This is a genomic window from Dyella sp. AD56, from assembly GCF_002878475.1.
In the GTDB taxonomy this organism is placed as follows: Bacteria; Pseudomonadota; Gammaproteobacteria; order Xanthomonadales; family Rhodanobacteraceae; genus Dyella.
In genome coordinates, this window is the sequence record NZ_NRDP01000025.1 from 51649 (window position 1) to 74923 (window position 23275).

The following is a 23275-nucleotide window of genomic DNA, read 5'->3' on the forward strand; positions in this document are numbered from 1 at the left end:
TTCCTCGCGATCCGGTTACACGTGCCGTTGCAGGTTGCGTCGTTGAGATCGAGATAACTCGCGCTACGGCGTGGTTGGCGAGGCAACTTTCAATACTGCGATGAGCATCACCACTTTCAGCAACATGCTGAAAGTTAGCAAGTATTCGATTGACCTCATTGAGCGTAGGCCTCGTGAAAGCAGGCGTAAGAATTGACGTTTTTGCCTGTATTTCGCATGTATTTGCTGCTTTCGAGGCGTTTCATACGCCGCGCTGATTTCATTGACGCTTCGAATTTTCTTGATTAGCGTCAATTAATCCGTGAGCGGGAGGGTTGACGGATGGTCCTTTGGCGACGCGGGCACCGACATTCGTCCGGTGTGCGTCGTTTAGCGAGTCTGTGTTCGGGCATGCCGTTCCATGGAGTGGCAGGGGGAAAGCAAGTCCGGACGCCTATCGGATCGCAACACAGTCACTAGACCTGATGCCGCGCGAGCGGCGCATTTTTTATGTGGTGCTACGCACCGCATCGGGTCGATTCGTCCTCAAAAAACGTCAAGGAGAAAAGAATGACTGTTCGTATCGATTTGCGGGGAAAAGCGTTTCGCAAGGCACTGCTGCCGCTGGCGATGTCGTTCGCCATGGCAGGTTCGCTGCACGCGACCACCAATGACGGTTGGGTCGGCGTGCGTACGCAGGCAGCCATGACGCGCAATGCAGCGCCTGGCACGGCAGCAACTGCAGCCGTCGCGACCAACAACAGCTGGACGCTGAGCATGCACGGCTCGCCGAAGGTTGATGCCGCCACGGTGTCGCCGCTGGAGGCAAGCAAGCCGATGCACGTGGCGCTCAGCCTCAACATGCGCAACGTGAATGAGCTGGAAACTTTTCTGCATGCGGTGAACGATCCTGCCAGCCCGCAGTTCCACCATTTCCTCACGCCGGCGCAGTTCAAAGCACGCTTTGCGCCGAGCGACGCCCAAGTGGCACAGGTGGTTGCGCACCTGAGCCAGTCCGGTTTCAGCAACGTGCGTGTATCGCCCAACAACATGCTGGTCGAAGCGGACGGCAACGCGAACTCGGTGAACGCGGCATTCCGCACCACCATGCGCACGTTCAAGTTCGGTGGTAAGCAGCGCATCGCGAACGATGCGGCGGTACAAGTGCCGCAGGCGCTGGGCGGCATCGTCGATTCGGTACTCGGCCTGCAGAACCTCAACGTGCCGCACACCATGCACCACATCGTGGGACCGGTGCATGCGGGTACGAACAGCGTGGGCATTCAGGCCACGGGTACGCAGACCTCGCACAGCCCGACGGATTTCCCCAAGGTCTATGACGCAGGCAGCACGCCGACGGCATCCAATACCAAGGTCGGCATCATCACCTGGGGTGACCTGACCCAGACCATCACCGACCTCAACACCTTCACCAGCGGCGCCGGCATGAGCACGGTGAACACGCAGGTGGTGAAGACTGGCACCAGTGCTTACGCAGACGATCCGAACGGTGACGGCGAATGGAACCTGGACAGCCAGACCATCACCGGCACCTCGGGTGGTGTGAACACGCTGATCTTCTACACGGCACCCAACTGCGACGCGAACGACAGCTGCCTGACCGACGCTGCTATCACCGCCTCGTACAATCGCGCGGTGACCGACAACATCGCCAAGGTCATCAACGTCTCGCTGGGTGAGGACGAGTCCGCGGCCAACAGTTCCGGTACACAGGCGGCCGACGACAAGATCTTCGCGCAGGCCGTGGCGCAGGGTCAGACGTTCTCCATCGCTTCGGGCGATGCGGGCGTGTACCAGTGGTCCAGCGATCCGACCGAAGGTGCGCCGGGCTATGTGGCCAACTCGTCGGGCACGGTGGAAATCTCCCTGAGCCACTACTCGGTCAGCGAGCCGGCCAGTTCGCCGAACGTGGTGGCGGTGGGCGGCACCACGCTCAGCACCAGCGGCACCACCTGGGCGGGAGAAACGGTGTGGAACGAAGGCCTGGCGGCTGTCGATTCCACCAATGGCGACAACAACGAGCGCCTGTGGGCGACCGGCGGCGGCGTGAGCCTGTTCGAGTCGGCGCCGGCCTGGCAGACCACGGCACTGGGTTCCTCGGTGACCATGCGTCAGGTGCCCGACCTTGCATTCGACGCCGCACAGTCGACCGGTGCGAACATCGTGATTCAAGGGCAGACCTACCAGATCGGCGGCACCAGCCTGGCTTCGCCGATCTTCGTCGGCATCTGGGCGCGCATTCTCTCGGCCAACAACAACACGTTGGGCCTGCCGACGCAGAACATGTACGCGCACTTCCCGAGCGACGCCTCGCCGCTGCATGACGTCACCTCGGGCAACAACGGCTACAACGGTTACGGCTACACCGCCAAAGCTGGCTTCGACAACACCACCGGCTGGGGTTCGCTCGACATCGCGAAGTTCAGCAGCTACGTGACGCAGTATTGGGGCGGCACGACCGGTGGTGGCACGGGTGGCACGCCGACGGCTAACTTCAGCGTCGTCACCAGCGGCCTGACCGCCAACTTCACCGACAGCTCGACGGATTCGGGTGGCAGCATCACCGGTTATTCGTGGACCTTCGGCGACAACGGCACCGCGACAACGGCCAGCCCGAGCCACACCTATGCAGCGGCCGGCACGTACAACGTGACCGAAACGGTGACGGACGGTGCAAGCGGCAAGACCTCGAGCAAGACCTCGTCCGTGACGGTGTCGGGCGGTAGCACGCCCTCGCAGATCATCGTGAACCCGGGCTTCGAGACCGGCACCGCCAGTCCGTGGTCGATGAGCTCCGGCACGCTATGCAGCAACAGCACCTGCAGTGGCGAGACGGCGCACAGCGGCACCTGGTTCGCATGGCTGGACGGCTACGGCAGCACGCACACCGATACGGTGTCGCAGAAGGTGGCCATTCCCAGCGGCAAGACTTCGGCCAAGCTGACCTTCTACCTGCACGTCGATACTGCCGAGACCAGCACCACCACGGCGTACGACAAGTTGAGCGTACAGGTGCTCAACAGCAGCGGCACCGTGCTGAAGACGCTGGCGACGTACTCGAACCTCAACGCGGCCTCGGGCTACTCGCAGGCCAGCTTCGACCTGAGCGCGTACATCGGCCAGACCGTGACGCTGAAGTTCACGGGTTCCGAGGATGCATCGTTGCAGACCTCGTTCGTGCTCGACGACGTCAACCTGACCGTGCAGTAATCGCCATTCGCGTGGCATGAAAAGCAAAGGGCCCGGTCAGTGATGACCGGGCCCTTTGTCTTTGTCGGAAGAGAACGGGATCAGCCGTTGCTTTCCTCGAAGCGGTTGGCGTCGCGGTTCTTGCGCACTTTCGACGGATCCCACACGCGGCCGTTCATGGTGATGTACACGCCATCCGGCAGTGTCTGCACGGCGGCAACGGCGCAGCCAATGTTGAACACGGCGTCCGAGCCCTGGAAGCGCGCGGGGTTCAGCGCGCCGGTGAGCACGATCACCTTGCCCTTGATGTTGGCCAGTTCGCGCGCGGTCTCCACCATGGTGTCGGTGCCGTGGGTTACCAGCACGTGGCGATGCGGCTGCGCCTCGATGGTGGAGCGCACCAGGGTGCGATCCTCATCGTTCATGTGCAGGCTGTCCTTGCGCAGGATCGGGATCACGTCGAACTGGAAGGCCACGCCGAGCTGGCTGAGGATGTCGCCGATCTGGGGCGAGCCGATCTTGTAGTCCGACTTGTCGTCGAAGTAGATCTTGTCGATGGTGCCGCCGGTGGTGACGATGGTCAGATGCTGCATGGTCGGGAGTCGCCAGGGTGGGGAGGCAAGCATTTTAGCCGTTACCGGCCCCGGGGGCATCCCGAGGATGGCCCCTATCGAGGATTTAATGCGGCCCCAGCAGCAGCGCCGTATCGGTGGCATCGGCGGCCGACAGGCGCGATAGGCCGTGCGACACGAAGCGTCGCAGCGCCGCACCAGTGCGGGCATGGCCGTGCGGTGCCGACCAAGTGTCGTGCCGCGCCAGAAGGGCTGCGGCCGTGGTGCGGGCGAGGGTGAGAGCCAGCCCTCGGGCACCGGCCTCCATGGTATCGCGCTGACTGGCGTGGGCTTGCAGAAAGGCGACAGCATCGTGCAGGGCACGATGGATGGCCTGACGTGCCTGCGCATCGATACTGTCGGCCAGCCAGCCCTCGATGGCGATGCACAGGGCGCCGATGTTGTCGCCGGCCAGTGCGCGCAGGCTGTCGAGTGAGAGCACATTGGTCGTGCCTTCCCAGATCGCATAGACCTGCGCATCGCGCAGCAACTGAGGCAGGCCGGTGTCCTCGATGTAGCCGGCGCCACCGAAACATTCCAGCGCCTCCGAGCACAGCTTCACGGCCATCTTGCCGGTCCACAGCTTCGCCAGCGGCGTCAGCAGGCGCAGCAAGGCGGCTTCGTGCGGTTGTGCGGCGCCGTGCTCCACGCGCCCGAGCAGGTGCGCCACTTCGAAGGTGAGGGCGAGGGCGCCTTCGAACTCCGCCTGCATGTCGGCCAGCGTCTGTGCGTGCAGCGGCTGGTCGATCAGGCGCTTGCCAAAGGCCTGGCGGCGGCTAGCGTAGTCGCGAGCCAGCGACAGCGCGCGCGCCATGCTGGCGGTGGCGCCGACGGCGTTCCACGTGCGCGTGACGTTGAGCATCGGCGCGACTTGGCGCACGCCGTTCGACAACTCGCCGAGCGGCCACGCCGGCAAGCCGTCCAGATGGATTTCCGCCGTGGGCAGTTCGTGCGTGCCGAGCTTGTCCTTCAGCCGGTCGATGATCAGCTCAGGCTTACGGTGCTCGCCATCCATCGTCTCTACGTAGAACAGCGCTAGCGCGCTGGGGCCGGGCCCAGCGCCCTCCGGGCGCGCAAGCCCGAGCGCCATTTCGCCGACCACGGCCGAGCTGAACCACTTGCGGCCGTAGAGGCGCCACTGGCCGGAGGCGTCCTGTCGTGCCACGGTTTCCGTGTTGCCGACATCCGAGCCGCCAGCGTTCTCAGTCATCCATTGGCCGCTCAGCCAGAACGTGGACGCATCGCGACTCAGCAGATGTGGCAGCGCGCGTTCGATCAGCGCTTTATTGCCTGATGCTTTGAGCGCCGTCGCGGCGCCGTCTGTCATGGCGAGCGGGCAGCTGTAGAACTCGCTGGCCACGTGATAGAGATAAACGCGTGCGAATTCTTCCAGTCGCGCGTGCTCGTGCACCTCATGGCCGGCCGCGAGCACGGCGTGTTGCGTGGTGATGTGCGGGCCTTCCAGCCATGCGTCGGTGAGTTCGATGCGGTCGACGCGGTTGCCCCATGCGTCCCATTGCGTGAGCACAGGCTTACGGCGCGCGCTTCGGCTCGCGCGCAGCCATTCCATGACGGCGTAATCGCCCAAGGCCCGCAGATCAGGCTCGATGGTGGCGAGTCGCGCCGGCGGCAGCGCGCGGCGAAGCATGGCGCGCAGCAGGGGATCTTCACGATACGGATGAGCGAGCTGCGGCGGATCTTGCAGAAATCCCATGATCGGCTCTCGACGGATCGGTGTCGTCGAGTATAGGCCGCGCATGTGGCAGGCGTGTCATGGCCGCATCGACGGTAATCGATGCGGCCATGGGGCCATCAATGGGCGTGCGTGCGCTCGCTGTCCAGGTGCGCCATCTGTGCGGCCGCGTAGCGCGCGCCAGCGGCGGCGTTCTTCGGCACGGCGGCTTCGATGGTGGCGAGGTCATCGGCGGTCAGCGCTACGTCGAGCGAACCCAGCGCTTCATGCAGGCGGTCGCGGCGGCGTGCGCCAACTAGCGGCACGATGTCCTTGCCCTGGGCCGCGACCCAGGCGATGGCGAGCTGAGCGACGGACACGTTCTTCTCCGCGGCGATCTGGCGTAGTGCTTCGACCAGCGTGAGGTTGTGATCGATGTTGTCGCCTTGGAAGCGCGGGCTGTGCGTGCGGAAATCACCGGCGCCCGTTTTGCTCTTGTCCCAGTGGCCGCTGATCAGCCCGCGCGACAGCACGCCGTACGCGGTGATGCCTATGCCCAGTTCGCGGCAGGTCTGCAGGATGCTGTCCTCGATGCCGCGCGAGATCAGCGAGTACTCGATCTGCAGGTCGGAGATGGGATGCACGGCTGCAGCGCGTCGGATGGTTTCCGAACCCACTTCGGACAAGCCGATATGCCGCACGTAACCGGCTTTCACCAGATCGGCGATCGCGCCGATGGTGTCTTCGATCGGGACATTGGGGTCGAGACGGGCAGGGCGATAGACGTCGATGTATTCCACACCGAGGCGTTGCAGCGTGTACGAGAGGAAGTTCTTCACTGCGGCGGGGCGGGCGTCGTAGCCCACCCAGTCGCCGGCCGGGCCGCGCAGCGCGCCGAACTTCACACTGATGAGCGTCTTGTCGCGCGGCACCTGTTTCAGCGCCTCGCCGATGAGCATCTCGTTGTGGCCCATGCCGTAGAAGTCACCGGTGTCGAGCAGGTCGATGCCAGCATCGAGCGCGGCATGGATGGTGGCGATGCTTTCGGCGCGATCCGACGGGCCGTACATGCCCGACATGCCCATGCAGCCGAGGCCGAGAGCGGAAACGCGGGGGCCGGTGGCGCCAAGCTGACGGTATTGCATGGTGCGATTCTCCGAAGATGGTAGGGATCGGTATGGCGCGCAGTATGGCGCCAGGGCCGGTGTACGATAATCCGGCCCTATCATTACAGCCCGTGCCGGAATCAGCACAATGGAAGAGTCTGGCCTCTCCGATATCGAAGCGTTCCTGGCGGTGGCGCGTGCCCGCGGTTTTCGCGGCGCTGCGTTGCAGGGGAGTGTTTCGGCTTCCGCACTGAGTGCGGCCTTGCGGCGGCTCGAAGCGCGCCTGGGTGTACGCCTGCTCAACCGCACCACCCGTAGCGTCACGCCGACGGAGGCCGGCCAGCGGCTGCTCGATCGGCTTGCACCGCTGGTCGGTGAGATAGGCAGTGCGCTGGACAGCATCAATGCTTACCGCGACAGCCCGACAGGCACGTTGCGCCTCAACGTGCCTTCCATCATGGCGCGCGACATCCTTCCGTCCATCGCAGCGCGTTTTCTCTTGGCGCATCCGGGCATCACGCTGGATGTGGTCACCGATGATGCCTTCGTCGACATGCTTGCGGCGGGCTGCGATGCCGGCATCCGTTACGAAGAGCGCGTGGAACGAGACATGATCGCCATGCCCATCGGGCCGCGCGTGCAGCGTTTTGTGGCAGCCGCATCGCCCGCGTACCTCGAGCGCCGCGGACGTCCCGAGCGGCCGCAGGATCTGGTGAATCACGCGTGCATCCGGCATCGCTTCCCCAGCGGCGGTGTTGCGGTGTGGGAGTTCGAACGCAGAGGCAAAACGGTGCGCATCCGACCGGATGGTCCGCTGCTGGCCTCCACTGTCGAGATGGAATTGGAGGCCGCCATGGCGGGCCTCGGCATCATCCATACCTTCGAGGAATTCCTGCAGCCGGCACTGGCGACCGGTGCGCTGGTGCCGGTGCTGGAAGACTGGTGCCAAAGCTTCAGTGGACCGTTGCTCTACTACCCAAGCCGAACCCATATGCCGGCGCCGCTGCGCGCCTTCGTCGATTTCATTAAGGACGAAGGCGCGCAGCGAGGGGACGGTGAAGTGCGCCGGACAAAGTGATCAGGGCTTGTGGAACTTGTAGATGAAGCGATCGGTGTGTCCCTTGAGGGATGCGTCGAAAATCGGCTTGGTATGGTCGTCGGCAGGATTGAGCAGTGCGTCGCTCTCGCCGTCGAACTGAAAGCCTGCGGCGGTGAGTTCGCTCTTTACCGCCGCGGGGTCGATGCGATGCAGGTCATCCGTTTTCGAAATGCCCGTGCCTGCCGCTGCGGCGTGGTCGAGCACGATGAGCGTGCCGCCGGGCTTCAGTGCGTCGAACAATTGCTTATCGAGCGTGGCCATGTCCGGCTTGCCCATAAAGGGATCGTGCAAGTCGTGGTAGTTCTGCGAGGTCCAGATGACGTCCACCGGTTCGGGCAGTTTCAGTGCACTGTCCGGCTCGACGAGCACGGTGACGTTGGGATACGCCTCTGTTCCCGCAAAACTGCGCACGCTTTCCAATCCTTTTGGCGCCTTCTTGTCCATCTCGGAGGGCTGCAACGCATAGACCTTGCCCTTGGGGCCGACCATGCGACTGAACAGGCGTGTGTAATAGCCCTTGCCCGGCATCAGATCGACCACGACGTCGCCGGGCTTGATACCGGTGAAGCCGAGCACGGCGGCGGGATGGCGCTGGTCATCGAGTGCGCGATCGTCTGCGGGACGGTTCTTGTCGGCAATGGCGAGCCCGACGAAGCTGGGTAGTGGGTGCGTGGGTGGGGCGGCCGTTGCGGCGGTGACGGTAAGCAGGGTAGAGAGCACGAGCAGACAGACGCGTTTCATAGCATTCCTCAGTGCACGTAGTTGAGGGCAATGGCTGGTGTGATGGACGAAGACGTGCGATTGCCCGAGGGAATGATGCGCACGCCCAGCAGCAGGCCGATGTTTGGCGTCCAACTGTATTCCACGGCGGGCGCGAAGCCGATGTAACGATTCGACTTGGCGCCTGGAGTCACATCCGGCGGGAAGGGATCGCTATTCGCATATTCCTGCCCGTTCACACGCGTGCTGTTGTTGTGGTTGTAGAGCAGGTCCAGCGCCAATACCCAGCGGCGCGTGAGGCTGTATTCCAGTGATGCGTCAGCGGAAACGTTGTCACCTGGGCGGGCGTTACCGCGAAAGTTTGCGTCAGTGCCGTAGACGCTTACGCCTTGCACGTCCGTGCTCGATGAAAACGACGCCGACACGTTGAAGCGGATACGCAGGATGCGGCCGTTCGGCATCCACAGGTAAGTCTGCGTGTTGAGGCCGATGGTCGTTGTGTAGACGCCGCTACCCAGGCCATTGGCGGGTCGGTTGCCAAGGCGATCGTATGCACCGGTCGGGAAGGTTTCCTGGATCTGGATGGCGACGGTTGGCAGCCAGCTGCCTTCGTGAAATTGCCGCAGGCGATATTGCGCCTGCACGGTGATGTCGCCCACTTGCACGCCGCTGCTGTTCGAGGCGTTGCTGACACGGTTGTAGCCGAACACCGGAATCACACCCATGGTGAAGCGATCGGCGACGCCGTAGTTGAGGTAGGTGCGTGAGCCGAAGCTGTCGGAACCACGGCTGGCGACGTCGTAGAGGTAGGGCTCGGCGAGCAAGTGGCCCGGCGGCAGCGTCTCGGCCGAGTTGGCCATCATGGGGCCGGTCCACCAGGCGTTGTCGCGGGTCTGCGGCAGTTCGGCCGAGGATTCGTCCTGGGCGTACGCCCGTTGGCAAGCACCCAGCAGGCACAACAGCCATGCCAGGCAAAGCGCGAAAAAGCGCGGGTCGATCAGCGGTGCGGGTAGGTGTCGCTTCATGGTTGCGGGCTCGATCGGACGAGCGCAAGCTAAGCCCGCAAGTGGTTGGCGGAAATAGCCACTTTGAAGCAATTTCATATATCCACTTCGGAGCCGCGCCATGCAGCGCATTCCCGCCGGATTTCTGCCGCCCGTTGCCATGGATGTGGGCAGCGACATGCCCATGTACCAACAGCTGTCGGAGTGGTTTCGCCGATCCATCAGCAGTGGCCAATTGCGTCCGGGGCAGCGCGTGCCGTCCACGCGTAGCCTCGCGCATGAGTTGGGCATCTCCCGCATTCCGGTTCTGGGCGCGTACGAGCAATTGCAGTCCGAAGGGTTCCTGGAAACCTTCACCGGTGCGGGCACGTGCGTGGCGCGGGCGATCCCTGCCGACATGACGATGGAGCGGGCTAAGCGAGCGAGCTTTCTGTCGGCGTCGCCGCCGGGCGGTTCCCGTCGCACATCCCGGCGAGCGGTGCTGATGCGGTCGCCCGAGGCGACATGGTTGGCCAACATGGGGGCGTTTCGCGTGGGTCTTCCGGCGCTGGATGCATTCCCCTTTGCGCTGTGGTCCAAGTTGGTCAGTCGCCACGCGCGGCATCTGTCGATGGAGGCGATGGGCTATGGCGATCCCATGGGACATCTGCCGCTGCGCGAAGCCATTGCCGAATATCTGGGCGCCGCGCGCGCCGTGCGATGCGATGCCTCGCAGGTCTTGATCACCACGGGTGCGCAGCAAGCGCTGCAGATCTGCGCGCACGTGCTGCTCGATCCGGGCGAGCGTGTGTGGATGGAAGACCCAGGGTATCCCGGTGCACATCAGGCCTTGCGCACGGCTGGCGCGGAACTCGTGCCGGTGCCGGTGGACGCGGAAGGCATCGACGTGGCGCATGGTGCACGTGTCGGTGCGGATGCGCGCGCGGTGTACATCTCGCCGTCGCATCAGTTTCCGCTGGGTATGGCGATGAGCGCATCGCGGCGCATGCAACTGCTGCGCTGGGCGGCCAGCAACGATGCGTGGATTATCGAGGACGACTACGACAGCGAGTACCGCTTTGGCAGTCGCCCGTTGTCGTCGTTACAGGGCACGGATACGCACGCACGAGTGATTTACATCGGCACCTTCAGCAAGGTGATGTTTCCTGCGCTGCGGCTCGGCTACATCGTGGTGCCGCCTGACCTGGTGCCCGACTTCCATGCCGGGCGCGACGCGATCGATACGTTCTCGTCGATGCTTTATCAGTCGGCCATGACGGAGTTCATCCGCGAAGGCCATTTCGCGCGCCATATCCGCAGCATGCGCACCTTGTACATGGAACGTCGCGTGGCGGTACACGAGGCCATTCGCCGATACCTTGGCGACCGGTTGGAAGTGATCGGCACCGAAGCAGGCATGCAACTGGCGGGCTTGCTGCCGCCGGGCGTGGACGACGTGGCGGTGTCGCGCCGGGCGGCCAGCATGGGTGTGTCAGTGCGACCGCTGACACCGTGCTACATCGTGCCGCCGGAACGTGGCGGCTTGATCCTTGGTTATGGCGGCGCGAGCTTGGCGGACATCGATGATGGCGTGCGCAAGCTCAGCCTGTGTCTGTGAGTGCGGGCGCTGGGCGTCGCAGGCGACGCCCAGCATCGTCGTGCAGGCTCAGGGCGCAGCCTTGTTCTTCGTTGCCGACTCGGTCTTCGGCGTTGCGTTCTTTACGTAGCGGTCGAACCAGGTGAGCATTTCGTACACCTCTTGCTCGTTCGACTCCATCGCGGTGTACCAGTGCGGCTCATGCGGCAGCATCACCAATCGCGTGGTGCCGCCCAGGCCGCGAATGGCCTGGAACAGCTTCTGCGACTGAATCGGCTCGGTGCCCGGGTTGGCGTCGTCCATGCCGTGCATGATGAGCAGGGGCGTCTTGATTTTGTCGGCCTGGAAGAAGGTGGATGCCTTCTCGTACACGGTCGGTGCCTGCCACAGTGATCGGCGTTCGCTCTGGAAGCCGAAGGGCGTCAGCGTCTTGTTGTAGGCGCCGCTGGTGGCTGCTCCGGCGCGGAACAGGTCGGTATACGCCAGCAGGTTGGCCGTCATCAGTGCACCATGGCTGTGGCCAGTGACGCCGACGCGATTGCGGTCAACCACACCGAGCTCAACGGCTTTGTCCACCGCCGCCTGCGCATCCATCACCAACTGCTCCACATACGTGTCGTAGGCCGTGCGCGGATCGCCAACGATGGGGAATGACGCGTTGTCGATCACCGCGTAGCCCGACAACAGCAGCAGGCGATATCCACGCAGCACGTCGAATTTCTGCTGGGAGCCGCTGATCTGGCCAGCCTGGCTGGGATCGGCAAAGTCCTGGGGGTAGGCGTACAAGATCGCCGGCAGACGCGTGCCTTCCTTGTAGCCCGGCGGCGTGTACAGCGTGAACGAGAGCTCCACGTCGTCCTTGCGCTTGTAGGTCACCAGCCGCTTGCCGATACCGCGCACTTGCGGTGTCGGATCGGGGATGTGCGTGATGGCTTCCGCATGAGAGGCGAACGCTGCCTCGCCTGCCTGCGGGTTGCCCGCCGAAGCACCCAGCGTGTACATGAACAGATTGGGCGGCTCGGTCGGCGACTGCCGGGCGGTGATAAAGCGGTCGCCACCGGTGAGCACGGTCAGCGGACGCTCGTAAGTGTCCGTGCCGCTGCGGAACAGGCGCTCGGTCTGCCCGCTGGACAGGTTGTAACGATCGAGGAAGGGGCGATCTCCCTTGGGCGTGCCGCCGGGACCGGAGAGGTACACCGCGTCGCCATCCTGACGCACCACGTTCGCGCCGTTGGGCAAGGTCTGGCCCAGCAACGTACCGGGATTCTTGTAGATCTCGTTGGCCGAGTAATCCCAGATAGTGCGTGCCGGCGTGGATGGATGGGCCACATCGATACGGCTGATGTGGATCCACTGGCGGTTGGCGTCTTGCTCGTACACGAATGGCTCGTTGCCCTGGGCGAGCCAGCGCATACCGCTGAAGCGCTGGTCAGTACGGGCCACTTCCTGTGGCTTGCCACTGAAGGGCGCGCTCCACATCAGCACCTTGTCACGCTTGGGTACGTTGACCTTCCAGTCGCCCTGATCGAGCGCTTCTGGCCAGATCAGCGTGGCTGGTGCGTTCGCACGCCATTCGAATTCACGCGGACCAACAGGCACGCCGCGTACCGGCACGCGGTCGGCCACGGGCAACGAGGCAATGGACGAGGATTGCCCCGTTTGCACGTCGAGCACCGTGACATCGCGTGCAAAGCGCTCATAGGTGGTGACGTAGGAGTACGGCCGCTTCAATGTCTCGACCAGTACGTGCTCGCCATCGGGCGCGCCCGCGACACCGGCGATCACGCCCGGCTTTCCGACCGGATGCACCTTGCCGCTGGCGGCGTCGACGACAGCGAGCTGGGCCATCGCGTAGTAATCGAACAGCGCTTCGTCGTCCGTGCTGGAGAGTGTGTCGCGCGCCTCGTAGGTGCTGCTCTCACCCTTGCCCTCGATCGACTGCTTGATCTCCGGCCCGGCGTCAGCACCTGCCTTGGGGGCCGGCCCGAGGTTGGCTGGCACCTGTTTCACCAGCAACGAGTCGCTGCCGTGCAGCCACTGCACGCTGTCGTCCATCATCGGATTGAGCGAAACACCGTCCACGCGACGGGTCTGGCCAGTGAGTGCGTCGCCCAGCCATAGTTCAGTGCCCTGGTCGGTGGTGTTGGTGAAGGCGAAACGATGCCCATCGGGCGACCACAGCGGCGCGCCGGGGCACGCGTTGGCTGGCAATGCCACCGGCGTTTGTTGGTGGCTGGCCACGTCTTCCAGCGTGAAATTCTTCAGGCAGGCGCGTATGCCGTAACCGCTCGAGGCGTCATGCCGACTATGGTTGCGTGGTTCGATGCGAAGGCCGGCGAGCTTCACGTAAGGCTCGGCGACGCGGTCGATCGAGGGATACTGCGACTGCTCGACCAGCAGCATGCGTTCGCGCGTGGGGTCGAGCATGGGAATCGCCGGCAAAGGCGCGTGCATCACGCCAAGCAGCGGCTCGGGCGGCTTGTCATAGCGAGCCAGCGTGATGGAAGGGAGCAGGGCCAACAGGCCGGCAACCAGGGGCAACCTCTTGCCGAGGGTGGCAGTACGCATCGAACGGTCTCCTTGTGTGAGAGCCTGTTCCATGTCTCCCCGGCCCAGGCTCTTTGCCGCCTGACCTTACCGTCCCGCCCTGTTCTGGCATCCCTGCTGAAAGTCACGCTTCCGAAAAAACTTTCGGTGGCGGGTGGCTCGCTCTCAGGTGCGCGACGCCATGCGCTTGCGGCGCACGCCCAATCCGAGCGTGCCGATGAGCGTCAGTGTGAGAAGGATCTCGATCCACGCCAGCCAGCGCTCACCCGGCGCGCTCCAGGCTTCGCTTACGCCGTGGCAGAAGTAGAACAGGCTGAGAATGCCCACCCACAGCAGTGCGCGTCGCACGTCGCGGATCGCGAGCAGCGGCAACAGCAGTGGCACCACGGTGATGCCGAGTAGCAGCGCCGTCGACATGATCTGCGAGGGAAACAGCCAGCCATGCCACAGCAGTTGCAGCACGGTGAGCGCGGCCCACGCCACCAGCCCCACGCGATAGTTCGTGGCGACGGAAGCCGTCATGCGCTGGTGCCCAGCCGTTTGGCGACGTCTGCGAGGCGGCGTCCCAGCGCACGAGCCAATTCGCGTTCGTGCTCGCTGATGGCGTTGTCGCCCTTGGCGCCTGCGACATGGCTGGCACCATAAGGTGTGCCGCCGCTTTGCGTGGCGGTAAGCGCAGGCTCGGTGTAGGGCAGACCCACCAGTAGCATGCCGTGATGGAGCAGGGGCAGGGCCATGGTGAGCAGGGTGGATTCCTGGCCGCCATGCATGGTGCTGGTGGCGGTGAATACGGCGGCAGGCTTGCCGGCGAGTACACCGCTGGCCCATTCCGCGCCGGTGGAATCGAGGAAGTACTTGAGCGGCGCAGCCATGTTGCCGAATCGGGTCGGACTGCCCATGGCCAGCCCAGCGCATTCGGCGAGATCCTCGCGCGTCACGTAGGGCGCGCCTTCCTCCGGTTCGGGCGGTTGCGCAAGCTCGGTGACGGGTGCCACGGGCGGCACTTGGCGAAGGCGGGCGCGCATGCCTGGGACTTCCTCCACGCCGCGCGCGATCAGTCGCGCGAGCTGGGCGGTGTGGCCGGTGCGGCTGTAGTAGAGGACCAGGATGTCGTGGCTCATGGTTTGGGTATAGGTGTCTGATCGGCTAGTGTAGCGGGCGATCAAGCCCGAGTTGCCGCCATGTTCACGCATCCAGTATGCGGTGCGGCGTCACCATAGGGCGTTTGACGTGGAAAGGAGTCACCATGGCCATGGCCTTGCGTTTCGATCGCGACCGCTTTCACAGCTTCCGCCGGTTTGTCTGGCAGCGGTTCATCGATGACAAGTGCTTCGAGACGGCTGGCGCGTTGTCCTACACCACGCTGGTATCGCTGGTGCCGCTCATCGTGGCCTCGCTGGCGATTTTTGCGGCGTTTCCGGCCTTTGCCGATGCACGCGGCATGCTGATCGATTTCGTGTTCAAGAGCTTTGTGCCCGCGGCCGGTGTGCGCGTGCAGGAGTACCTGGACGGCTTCGCCGACAATGCCAGCAAGCTCACCGGCATCAGCGTGCTGGTGATGTTCTTCAGCGCGCTATCGATGATGGTGAGCATTGAGGACCGCATGAATCGCATCTGGCGCGTGCAGCGCCAGCGCGGTTGGATCTCGCGTCTGTTGCTGTACTGGGCAGCGCTTACGTTGGGGCCGGTGCTGGTCGTGGGTGGCATCGCGCTGGCCTCGTTTGCGACCGCGCTGCCGCTGCTCAACGATGCCGCGAGCACGCTCAACCTGAAAGAGCGGCTGGTGGGCGTGCTGCCGTTCGTCGTGACCTTTCTCACCCTCATGCTGATCTACATGGTGGTGCCCAATCGCCGGGTGTATTGGCGCAATGCCGCCATCGGTGCGTTCATGGGGGCCATCCTGTTTGAAATTGCACGCTGGGGATTCGCGCGCTTCATCCATCATGCGCACACCTACCAGCAGATCTACGGCGCCATCGCGGCGCTGCCGATCTTCCTGTTGTGGATCTACATGTCCTGGGTGATCGTGATTCTCTGCGCGTCGGTGGCGGCATCCCTCTCCGCTTTCGATTACCTGCCGCCGGCCGATTACCTGCCGGAAGATGCCTCACTGCTCGGCCTGCTCGTGGTGCTGGGGCACTTCATCAACGCCCAGCGAGAAGGGGGCAAGGTCACTCCGGACAGCGTGCGCGCGGAAGAGCCGCGGTTGCATCGCGCGGCGATCGTCGACTACTTCGGCGATCTTCAACGCGCCGAGCTGATCCAGGGCGAAGTAGGCAGCGGGTGGATGCTGGCGCGCAGCCTCGACAGCACCGACCTGATGCGCGTATACGCCCATTGCTCTTACAGGGTGCCGTTGCATCCAGCGGAGGAGGCGCGCGTGCACGACCTGCGCCTGCCGACAGCGTTGCTGTCGCTGCTCGATGAAGCCGCAAAATCACTCTGCCACAATCTTCACAAGACGCTGGACGTTGCCTATCCGCTGGGCGCGCCGGCATCGACACTGTCCAAGGAAATAACGCAATGAAGTTGCTGAAGCCGCTGGCCGTCGTGGGTTTTGCGCTCGCTTTTGCCGGCGCGGCGCACGCCGCTATGCCCGAGCAGCCGTCGATCAAGCTGACCACGCTCGACGGAAAGCCGTACGACCTGGCGTCGCAGCGTGGCAAGTGGGTGATCGTCAATTACTGGGCCACGTGGTGCGTACCATGCATCAAGGAGATGCCGGACATCTCGACGTTCGTCACTGCGCACAAGGACAAGGTGAGCGCCATCGGTCTGGCCTACGACGACAGCGATGTCGCCGACATCAAGGCCTTCCTGGTCAAACACCCGGTGAGCTATCCCGTGGCGCAGGTGACACTCGACAAACCCCTGAAGGATTTCGATGAACCCCGTGGTCTGCCGACGACCTGGCTGATCAACCCAGACGGCAAGGTCGCCAAGCGTTTCGTCGGCACCGTCAACGAGGCCTCGCTGGGCGAGGCCATCGGCTTGGGTAAGTAACCATGGCGGCCGCTCGCTTCTTCGTCAGCGGCAGGGTGCAGGGCGTGTTCTATCGCGCCAGCGCCCGCGAGCAGGCGTTGATGCTGGGCCTGTCCGGTTACGCGACAAACCTGCAGGACGGTCGTGTCGAGGTGCTGGCCGTCGGCACACCATCGTCCATCGATGCGTTGGAGCGCTGGTTGTGGAAAGGCCCGTCGGTAGCTCGCGTCGATCAGGTGCTGCGCGAGGACTGCGATGCGCCCGAGGTCGACGGCTTCCGCACTCGCTGAGTTATTCCGTGCTCGATGGCGCCGGCTCACGGACTGGGGTGGAAGCCTCGTGTTCCTGAAGGAACGGGTGCGGTATCGACAAGACAAAGCCTTGCGCGAAGTCGATACCCAGCCGGTGTACCGCTGCCAGCAGTTCCGGCGTGCCCACGCATTCGGCGATGGTGCGCTTGCCAGTGACGTGGCCGATGTTGTTGATCGCCTCGACCATGGCGAAATCGATGGGATCGTCGATCATGTCCGTGACGAAGCTGCCTTCGATCTTTACGAAGTCGACGGGCAGATGCTTCAGATACGTGAAGGACGACATGCCGGCACCGAAGTCGTCCAATGAAAAGCTGCAGCCCAGCGCGCGCATGTCGTGGATAAAGGCGGTCGCGCGCGAAAGACTGGAAATGGCCGCGGTCTCGGTGATCTCGAAGCAGATCGACGAGGGTGCGATGGCAAACTCGGCGAACTGCTGGCGCAGGAACACGGCCAGGCCGTCCTCGCTGAGTGAGGTGCCGGACAGGTTGATCGTGCATAGAGACGGCACGTCGGCTGCGTTACGGTCAAGCGCATTGCGCAGCGCGGAAAAGGCCGATTGCACTACCCAGCGATCGATCGACGGCATGAGGCCGTAGCGCTCGGCCGCTGGGATGAAGGCGCGCGGTGGCACTATCTGGCCATCCTCGCCCACCATGCGCACCAACAGCTCCACATGATGATGTTGCATCGGTTGGCGCAAGTCGACGATGTCTTGTGCGTAGATGCGCAACCGGTTGTTCGCTAGCGCCGCCTGGATGCGGCTCACCCAACACATCTCGGTTTGACGCACGAGGACTTCGTCGTCGTCGAGATGGTAGGTCTGTACGCGATTGCGGCCTTTTTCCTTGGCCAGGTGGCAGGCGGCATCCGCCGCGCCGAGGATGTCCTCGCGAGCGAGCCGCTGATCTGTGTTCAGGCTGACCAACCCAATGCTGGCGCTAGTGGCGAAGCCGCGCTCGCCGAACGCGAAGTGCAGATCACCAATGGCGGCACGCAGATCTTCCGCGACGGTCAAGGCGTCGTCCTGCGCGCAGTCCTCCAGTAGCACCACAAATTCGTCGCCACCCAGGCGCGCCACCGCATCCGTGGCTCGCACTCGACGCAGAAACAGGGCACTGATCTGGCGGAGAAGTTCATCGCCAGCCGCATGGCTGCAAGTGTCGTTGACGACCTTGAACTGATCCAGGTCGAGGTAGAGCACGGTGAAGGGGCGGGCATTGTTCTCGGCCGAGGTCATGGCCCGGGCCAGTCGTCGCTCGAACTCGCGTCGGTTGATCAAGCCAGTGAGCACGTCGTGGCTGGCTTGGTAGCTCAACTGCGCGGCGTGTTCGCGATCGCTGCTGACGTCGCGCATGACCAGCACCACGCCATCCATGTTGCCGGCGCGGTCGCGGATGGGTGTAGCGGTCAGGTCGATGGCCGTCGAAGGCCCTTCGGTGGACGCCAACACCAGCTTGTCGTCGTGGTTCCAGTCCGCATGTCCCGCTAGTACCTGCATGACCGGATCGTCGATGGACCGACCACTGCTCTCGGCTACGAACTGGCAGACGGCGCTGACCGGCAGGCCACGCGCCCGTTCTGTAGTCCAGTGAGTGAGGCGTTCAGCGCTAGGATTGAGATAGTCGATGCGTCCTCGCGCGTCGGTCGTGATCACGGCGTCGCCAATGGATTGCAGCGTAACCTCGGCGCGCTCCTTGGCCGCGAACAGCATGGCGTCGGCCCGTCGCCGTTCGGTGATCTCGGTGACGGAACCTGCCATGCGCCGGGATGTGCCGGCTGCATCGCGGGAAGATGCGCCGCGCGCATGGAACCAGCGCGCGTTGCCGTCCTGGTGGGGGATGCGGAACTCTACGTCCAACGGCGCATGGCGCCACACATGCGCGGTCACTGCGCGCATCACTTGGCGCCGGTCCTGCGGGTGAAGGCATAGGAAGATCGAGGCGCCCGCGCCGTTGCTCGCGAGCCCCAGCATCTGCCGCAGGCGGGGCGAAAGATAAACATGTCCGGTCATGCGGTCCCAGTCCCACAGGCCGTCGTTACTGCCGGCCACGGCAAGCTGGAAACGGTCTTCGCTGGCGCGGAGCTCGTTAACGGCTCGGGCGCGGTCGTCGAGCAGGCGGCGTGCGCGCTGGGCGGCGATCAGCACCATGGTTGCGGCGACCAGGCAGAACCACGCGCGCAGCAGGTTCGCGGTTTCGCGCGAGGCGTTGCCGAGCGCATCGGAGAAAGCGTACTCCAGCGGCGTCAGGCGTTCGTCGATGGTGCGCAAGTGCAGGCTCGTCGCATCGATCCATGTCGGGGTGTGGTCGCCCTGGTGGATGCGCGCGTGCACATCGGCACCCAGTGCAACCAGTTCGTCGATGGAGTGGTCGGCCTCGACCCATACCGCGACGGCGTTGCGGATGCTGCCGACGTTGTGGAAGTAGCGATACAGGCGCGCCATGCCGGGGATGTCCGCCTTGTCGATGCCGCCACGACGGAATCCGGCGGTCACGATCGCCATGTCGGGATGGACGCGGTCGAGTTCGACGCGCGCGCGGTGATCACCCAGCGGCACGGCGATGGCGTCGAGGAATTGCTGGTAATCCGACTCTTTGCTGCTCGTCACGTAGTGCTGCAGGCTGGAGACGGCGATCTTTTGCGCTTTCGACCAACGGCTTTCGCCACCCACAAAGGCACGCGCCGCCGAGAGGATGTCCAGGCTGGCGGCGCACAGCCCGATCATCACCACGACGACCAGCACGAACGGCACCACGATCTCGGCTGCTCGTTCCCTTTTGACCAGCTCGGCCCCCCGGCCTTGCACTGGCATAAACGCACCCCCGCGCGTACCTGGAATTCAGGCCATCGTCTTATCGGCCTATTCCGCTGAAGCTTGAACATGACGGGGCCGGCTGCCCAGTTGTTCACATGGCATAGACCTTTGCCGCATGCATGGGGGAGTAAACGCCGTGTCGAATCCGGCGGCGGATATTCGTCGTCAGAACAAGGGGGCTGTGCCCCATCACAGGAAGGAGGCATGACGCATGAGCACGCGATTCCAGCGCATCACCCCGTTTCTCTGGTTCGATCATCAGGCCGAGGAAGCCGCGCAGTTCTATGTGTCGATCTTCCCGGACTCGCGGATTCTTGCGGTGACGCATTACACCGCGTCGAGCGCCAACGCATCCGGGCGCACAGAAGGATCAGTGATGACGGTTGATTTCGAACTCGATGGCCAGTCGATGACGGCGTTGAACGGCGGCCCGGTGTTTCGGTTTAGCGAGGCGGTGTCGCTGGTGGTGCATTGCCGCTCGCAGGACGAGATCGACCACTACTGGGAGCGCCTGCTGGAAGGCGCTGCGGACGAGAGTGGTCAGTGCGGCTGGCTCAAGGATCGCTTCGGCCTGTCGTGGCAGGTCGTGCCAGACGCGATGATCCAGTGGCTCACCAGCGGCGATGCGGCCAGCGTGGAGCGTGTCCACGCGGCCATCATGCGCATGAAGAAGCTGGACCTGGGCGAGCTGAAGCGGGCAGCGGCAGGTTGATCGTTACGCTCAGTCGTCCATGGTGTCAGGCACCCATTCTGCCTTGCGGGTGACATGCTCTGTTCGGGCTTTGACCTTGAGCTTGGGCAGCTTGGGCTCGGGGATGCTTTCGTCGTGACGCGGCACTTGTTCGAGCAGGTGTCGGATCAGATTCACGCGTCCGCGCTTCTGGTCGTTGTAGTCGACTACGAACCATGGCGCGCTGGGGCGATGCGTGCGTTCGATCATCAGGTCGCGCAGGTGCCCGATCTCTTCGTACTTGTCGCGTGAGGCGAGGTCGGTGGGAGAGAGCTTCCAGCGTTTGAGCGGATCCTTCGCGCGGTCTTCGAAACGGTCTTCCTGTTCCTCCTGGTCCACAGCAAGCCAGTACTTGAGCAGGATGATGCCGTCGTCGGTCAGCAATTTCTCGAAGGCGGGTACGGCCGACATGAAGGCCTTGTACTGCACTTTGCTGCAGAAGCCCATGGCGGGTTCGATCACGGCGCGGTTGTACCAGCTGCGATCGAACAGCACGATCTCGCCAGCGTTCGGGAGATGCTCAACGTAACGTTGGAAGTACCACTGCGAGGATTCGGCTTCGCTGGGTTTGCCCAACGCCGCGATGCGGTAACCACGCGTGTCCATCGATTCGGTGATGGCTTTGATCGTGCCGCCTTTGCCAGCCGCATCGCGACCTTCAAAGATCACCACCAGCCGGTGCCCGCTGCGTCGCAGCCAGCGATGCAGACCAGCCAACTCCAACTGGAGTTCGGCCATGGCATGGCGGTAGGTCTTTTTCCGCTTGGTGGTGTTTTTCTTGCCCATGACGCGCCTCCTTGTTTACAGATCGACATCCGCCGGCCTGCGGCCGATGCGATGGCGCGCACTCATGGCCTGCACAGCCCGGCGGAAATCTGCGGCGAAACCCTGCATGTCGAACAGCGAGCTTTGCGTACGCTGCTGCGACAGGTGCTGGCGCAGCGTGCGCAAGGCTTCACGGTCGTTGCCCAATTGCGTCGCCATGGCAATGAACGCTTCCTCGTCCTCGCAGACTAGCTCCGGCAGACCGAGCTGCAGCAGCAGGCTGGTGGCGACGCGCCCTGCGAACGTGCGGCCGGCGCAGGTGAGTACGGGGCAGCCTGCCCACAGCGCATCCGATGCCGTGGTGTGCGCGTTGTAGGGCAGGGTGTCGAGGAACAGGTCGGCATGGACGTAGCGCGACAGGTAGTCGGCGTGGGGCAGGCGAGGCAGGAATACCAGGCGCTCCGGTTCGATGCCTGCCGCACCTGCGGCGGCGCGCAGGCGGTCGTCGGTGCCGTCAGGTCCGCTCAGCAGCCACAGCACACTGTCGGGGACCTGCTGCAGGACAAACATCAGGCGCGCGAAAGCCGCCGGATTGATCTTGTAGCTGTTGTTGAAGCAGGCGAACACCGTGCCTTCTTCGGGCAGCCCGCATTCGGTTCGTGACGGGGGCGTGGCCACTGCGCGCGTGTTGTCGTTGGGCTGGTAACAGCGCGGCAGGCGCACCAGCTTCTCGCTCACCTGCGAACGCTGGTCGTCTGGAATGATCACCTTGTCGGCCAGCAGGTAATCCAGCCACGGCGCCCCCATGCTGCCTGGGAAGGCGAGCCAGTTGACCTGCACGGGAGCGGGACGCAGCGCGAAGAGCTCCGCGTTGTCGCGGCCGGAATAGCCGTTGAGGTCGAACAGGATCTCCACACCGGTCGCGTGGATACGCTGGGCCGCCTGGGTGTGGTTGAGCGCGGAGACGTCGTGCATGGTGCTCGCGGTGGCCAGTCGGGAGCGGATCGAACCGCCGTCATCGGGCGTGGTGGCGAACAGGTGTACATCGAGATCATTGTCGTTGGCGAGTGCCTCGAACATCGCCACCACCAGCAAGCCGGTGGCGTGATCGTTGAAGCCATCCGCCACGAAACCGATGCGGATCGGGTCGTCCGGGGCGGGTTTGGCATGACTGAGGGCCAGCTGTTTGCGTAGCGGCGCCACACGTTGCTCGACAGCTGCGGCGTAGTCCTGTGCGCAACGCAACTGCAGCGCGGCGTCGACGTCCTCGGCGAGCATGATGAAGGGACTGATCGTGCCGGCCCCGGCGACGACGGCGTCTTGCACATGCTGGCTCAGCTCGTCCAGGTCGTGCCAATCGCACAGACGGCGGCGCAGGAACAGCAGCTGGCTCAGCACCCGGCCGTCGTTCGGATTCAGTCGCAGGGCGCGCTCATAGGCCGTTGCCGCGGTGGCGAGCTGCCCGTCGTGCTCCAGCGCTTGGCCCACGGCAAACGGATACTGCGGGTTTTGCGGCGACACGCGTTCGGCGAGTAGCCAGGATTCGGTAGCTTCGGCGCCTTTGCCTAGGCTCTGCAGGATGCGCCCGCGCAGGGCGTAAGCGGCATCGAAGCGCGGGTGCAGTTGTAGGGCTTCGTCTGTGTGCAACTGGGCCTGGTCGACGTTGCCCAGCTCCAGCTCGGCCGCTGCCAGGTTCAGGCGCAGGCCGGGATGCGTGGGCGCGCCGTGCGTCGCCATCGCGTAGGACTCGCGCGCGTGTTGATAGCGAGCGGCGGCCATCAGGGCGTTGCCCAGCGTCAGCAGGATGGCAGGGTGGCCGGGCGACTGGCGCAGGGCGGCGCGCAGGTACTCGATGGCCCCATCGGCATCGCCGCTTGCCAGCCGGGCGGCGCCGAGGTTGCATTGCACTTCGACGCTTTGCGGGGCCAGCCGGGCGGCGTGCTCCAGCACTTCCAGCGCATCGGCGGGGCGCTGCAGTTGCATCAGGGTGATGCCGTGCAGGCGCGCCAGCTCGGCATCGTCGGGGTGGTGCCCGCGTGCCTCGATGGCGGCCCGTTCGGCGTCGTCGTATGCACCGCGCTCGATCGTTTCGACGATCTGCTGCGCCAGCACCTGGGAAGAGGGGGTAAAGAGGTCAGTCATCCC

At 64.1% G+C, this 23275-nt stretch carries 18 protein-coding genes; 7 read left to right on the forward strand and 11 right to left on the reverse strand.

Features of this window, described 5'->3' with window-relative positions; genetic code table 11:
* Positions 1-549 precede the first annotated feature (549 nt).
* A complete protein-coding gene (locus DyAD56_RS16400; RefSeq protein ID WP_233202527.1) occupies positions 550-3210 on the forward strand; it encodes a protease pro-enzyme activation domain-containing protein in 2661 nt (886 codons plus the stop codon).
* An 80-nt stretch (positions 3211-3290) separates the two neighbouring features.
* Here DyAD56_RS16400 and DyAD56_RS16405 read toward each other — a convergent pair whose 3' ends face one another.
* The 3 genes from DyAD56_RS16405 to DyAD56_RS16415 form a co-directional block, all read right to left on the reverse strand.
* On the reverse strand, positions 3291-3782 hold the full coding sequence (locus DyAD56_RS16405) for an asparaginase domain-containing protein (protein ID WP_102303849.1): 492 nt from the start codon (positions 3780-3782) through the stop codon (positions 3291-3293).
* 85 nt (positions 3783-3867) lie between these two features.
* Entirely contained in the window at positions 3868-5514 is a 1647-nt protein-coding gene (locus tag DyAD56_RS16410) for an acyl-CoA dehydrogenase family protein (RefSeq protein ID WP_102303850.1), read from the reverse strand.
* 98 nt (positions 5515-5612) lie between these two features.
* Positions 5613-6617 carry an aldo/keto reductase gene (locus DyAD56_RS16415; protein WP_102303851.1) on the reverse strand — a complete coding sequence of 335 codons (1005 nt, stop codon included), beginning with the start codon at positions 6615-6617 and terminating at the stop codon, positions 5613-5615.
* A 133-nt stretch (positions 6618-6750) separates the two neighbouring features.
* Between DyAD56_RS16415 and DyAD56_RS16420 the strand changes: the two genes are divergently transcribed.
* Positions 6751-7656 carry a LysR family transcriptional regulator gene (locus tag DyAD56_RS16420; protein ID WP_199179019.1) on the forward strand — a complete coding sequence of 302 codons (906 nt, stop codon included), beginning with the start codon at positions 6751-6753 and terminating at the stop codon, positions 7654-7656.
* Here DyAD56_RS16420 and DyAD56_RS16425 read toward each other — a convergent pair whose 3' ends face one another.
* A complete protein-coding gene (locus tag DyAD56_RS16425; protein WP_102303853.1) occupies positions 7657-8418 on the reverse strand; it encodes a class I SAM-dependent methyltransferase in 762 nt (253 codons plus the stop codon).
* A gap of 8 nt (positions 8419-8426) precedes the next feature.
* A complete protein-coding gene (locus tag DyAD56_RS16430) occupies positions 8427-9422 on the reverse strand; it encodes a transporter (protein ID WP_102303854.1) in 996 nt (331 codons plus the stop codon).
* 100 nt (positions 9423-9522) lie between these two features.
* Between DyAD56_RS16430 and DyAD56_RS16435 the strand changes: the two genes are divergently transcribed.
* The gene (locus DyAD56_RS16435) at positions 9523-10998 is read left to right on the forward strand and encodes a PLP-dependent aminotransferase family protein (RefSeq protein ID WP_102303855.1); all 1476 of its coding nucleotides are present in this window, start codon (positions 9523-9525) and stop codon (positions 10996-10998) included.
* A 48-nt stretch (positions 10999-11046) separates the two neighbouring features.
* On the opposite strand, the gene DyAD56_RS16440 is transcribed toward DyAD56_RS16435, so the two are convergent.
* From DyAD56_RS16440 to wrbA, 3 genes are all read right to left on the reverse strand, one after another.
* Positions 11047-13545 carry a prolyl oligopeptidase family serine peptidase gene (locus DyAD56_RS16440; protein ID WP_102303856.1) on the reverse strand — a complete coding sequence of 833 codons (2499 nt, stop codon included), beginning with the start codon at positions 13543-13545 and terminating at the stop codon, positions 11047-11049.
* Between the two features lie 144 nt (positions 13546-13689).
* Positions 13690-14046, reverse strand: a complete 357-nt coding sequence (locus DyAD56_RS16445; protein ID WP_102303857.1) for a DUF2069 domain-containing protein — start codon at positions 14044-14046, stop codon at positions 13690-13692.
* Complete coding sequence (gene wrbA / locus DyAD56_RS16450) at positions 14043-14645, reverse strand: NAD(P)H:quinone oxidoreductase (RefSeq protein ID WP_102304011.1); 603 nt, start codon at positions 14643-14645, stop codon at positions 14043-14045. Before wrbA ends, DyAD56_RS16445 begins: the two co-directional genes overlap by 4 nt.
* 131 nt (positions 14646-14776) lie before the next feature.
* Here wrbA and DyAD56_RS16455 point away from each other — a divergent pair, with 131 nt between their 5' ends.
* The 3 genes from DyAD56_RS16455 to DyAD56_RS16465 are packed head-to-tail and all read left to right on the forward strand — an operon-like array spanning position 14777 to position 16796.
* Complete coding sequence (locus DyAD56_RS16455) at positions 14777-16051, forward strand: YihY family inner membrane protein (RefSeq protein ID WP_102304012.1); 1275 nt, start codon at positions 14777-14779, stop codon at positions 16049-16051.
* A complete protein-coding gene (locus DyAD56_RS16460) occupies positions 16048-16527 on the forward strand; it encodes a TlpA disulfide reductase family protein (RefSeq protein WP_102303858.1) in 480 nt (159 codons plus the stop codon). The genes DyAD56_RS16455 and DyAD56_RS16460 overlap by 4 nt, the downstream gene beginning before the upstream one ends.
* A 2-nt stretch (positions 16528-16529) precedes the next feature.
* Positions 16530-16796, forward strand: a complete 267-nt coding sequence (locus DyAD56_RS16465) for an acylphosphatase (RefSeq protein WP_102303859.1) — start codon at positions 16530-16532, stop codon at positions 16794-16796.
* Position 16797: 1 nt separating this feature from the next.
* Here DyAD56_RS16465 and DyAD56_RS16470 read toward each other — a convergent pair whose 3' ends face one another.
* Positions 16798-19632 carry an EAL domain-containing protein gene (locus tag DyAD56_RS16470; protein ID WP_102303860.1) on the reverse strand — a complete coding sequence of 945 codons (2835 nt, stop codon included), beginning with the start codon at positions 19630-19632 and terminating at the stop codon, positions 16798-16800.
* A 214-nt stretch (positions 19633-19846) separates the two neighbouring features.
* On the opposite strand from DyAD56_RS16470, the gene DyAD56_RS16475 reads away from it, so the two are divergent.
* A complete protein-coding gene (locus DyAD56_RS16475) occupies positions 19847-20347 on the forward strand; it encodes a VOC family protein (RefSeq protein ID WP_102303861.1) in 501 nt (166 codons plus the stop codon).
* Positions 20348-20356: 9 nt separating this feature from the next.
* On the opposite strand, the gene ppk2 is transcribed toward DyAD56_RS16475, so the two are convergent.
* The gene (gene ppk2 / locus DyAD56_RS16480; RefSeq protein ID WP_102303862.1) at positions 20357-21151 is read right to left on the reverse strand and encodes a polyphosphate kinase 2; all 795 of its coding nucleotides are present in this window, start codon (positions 21149-21151) and stop codon (positions 20357-20359) included.
* Positions 21152-21166: 15 nt separating this feature from the next.
* Entirely contained in the window at positions 21167-23272 is a 2106-nt protein-coding gene (locus DyAD56_RS16485; RefSeq protein WP_102303863.1) for a glycosyltransferase family 41 protein, read from the reverse strand.
* Positions 23273-23275 lie beyond the last annotated feature (3 nt).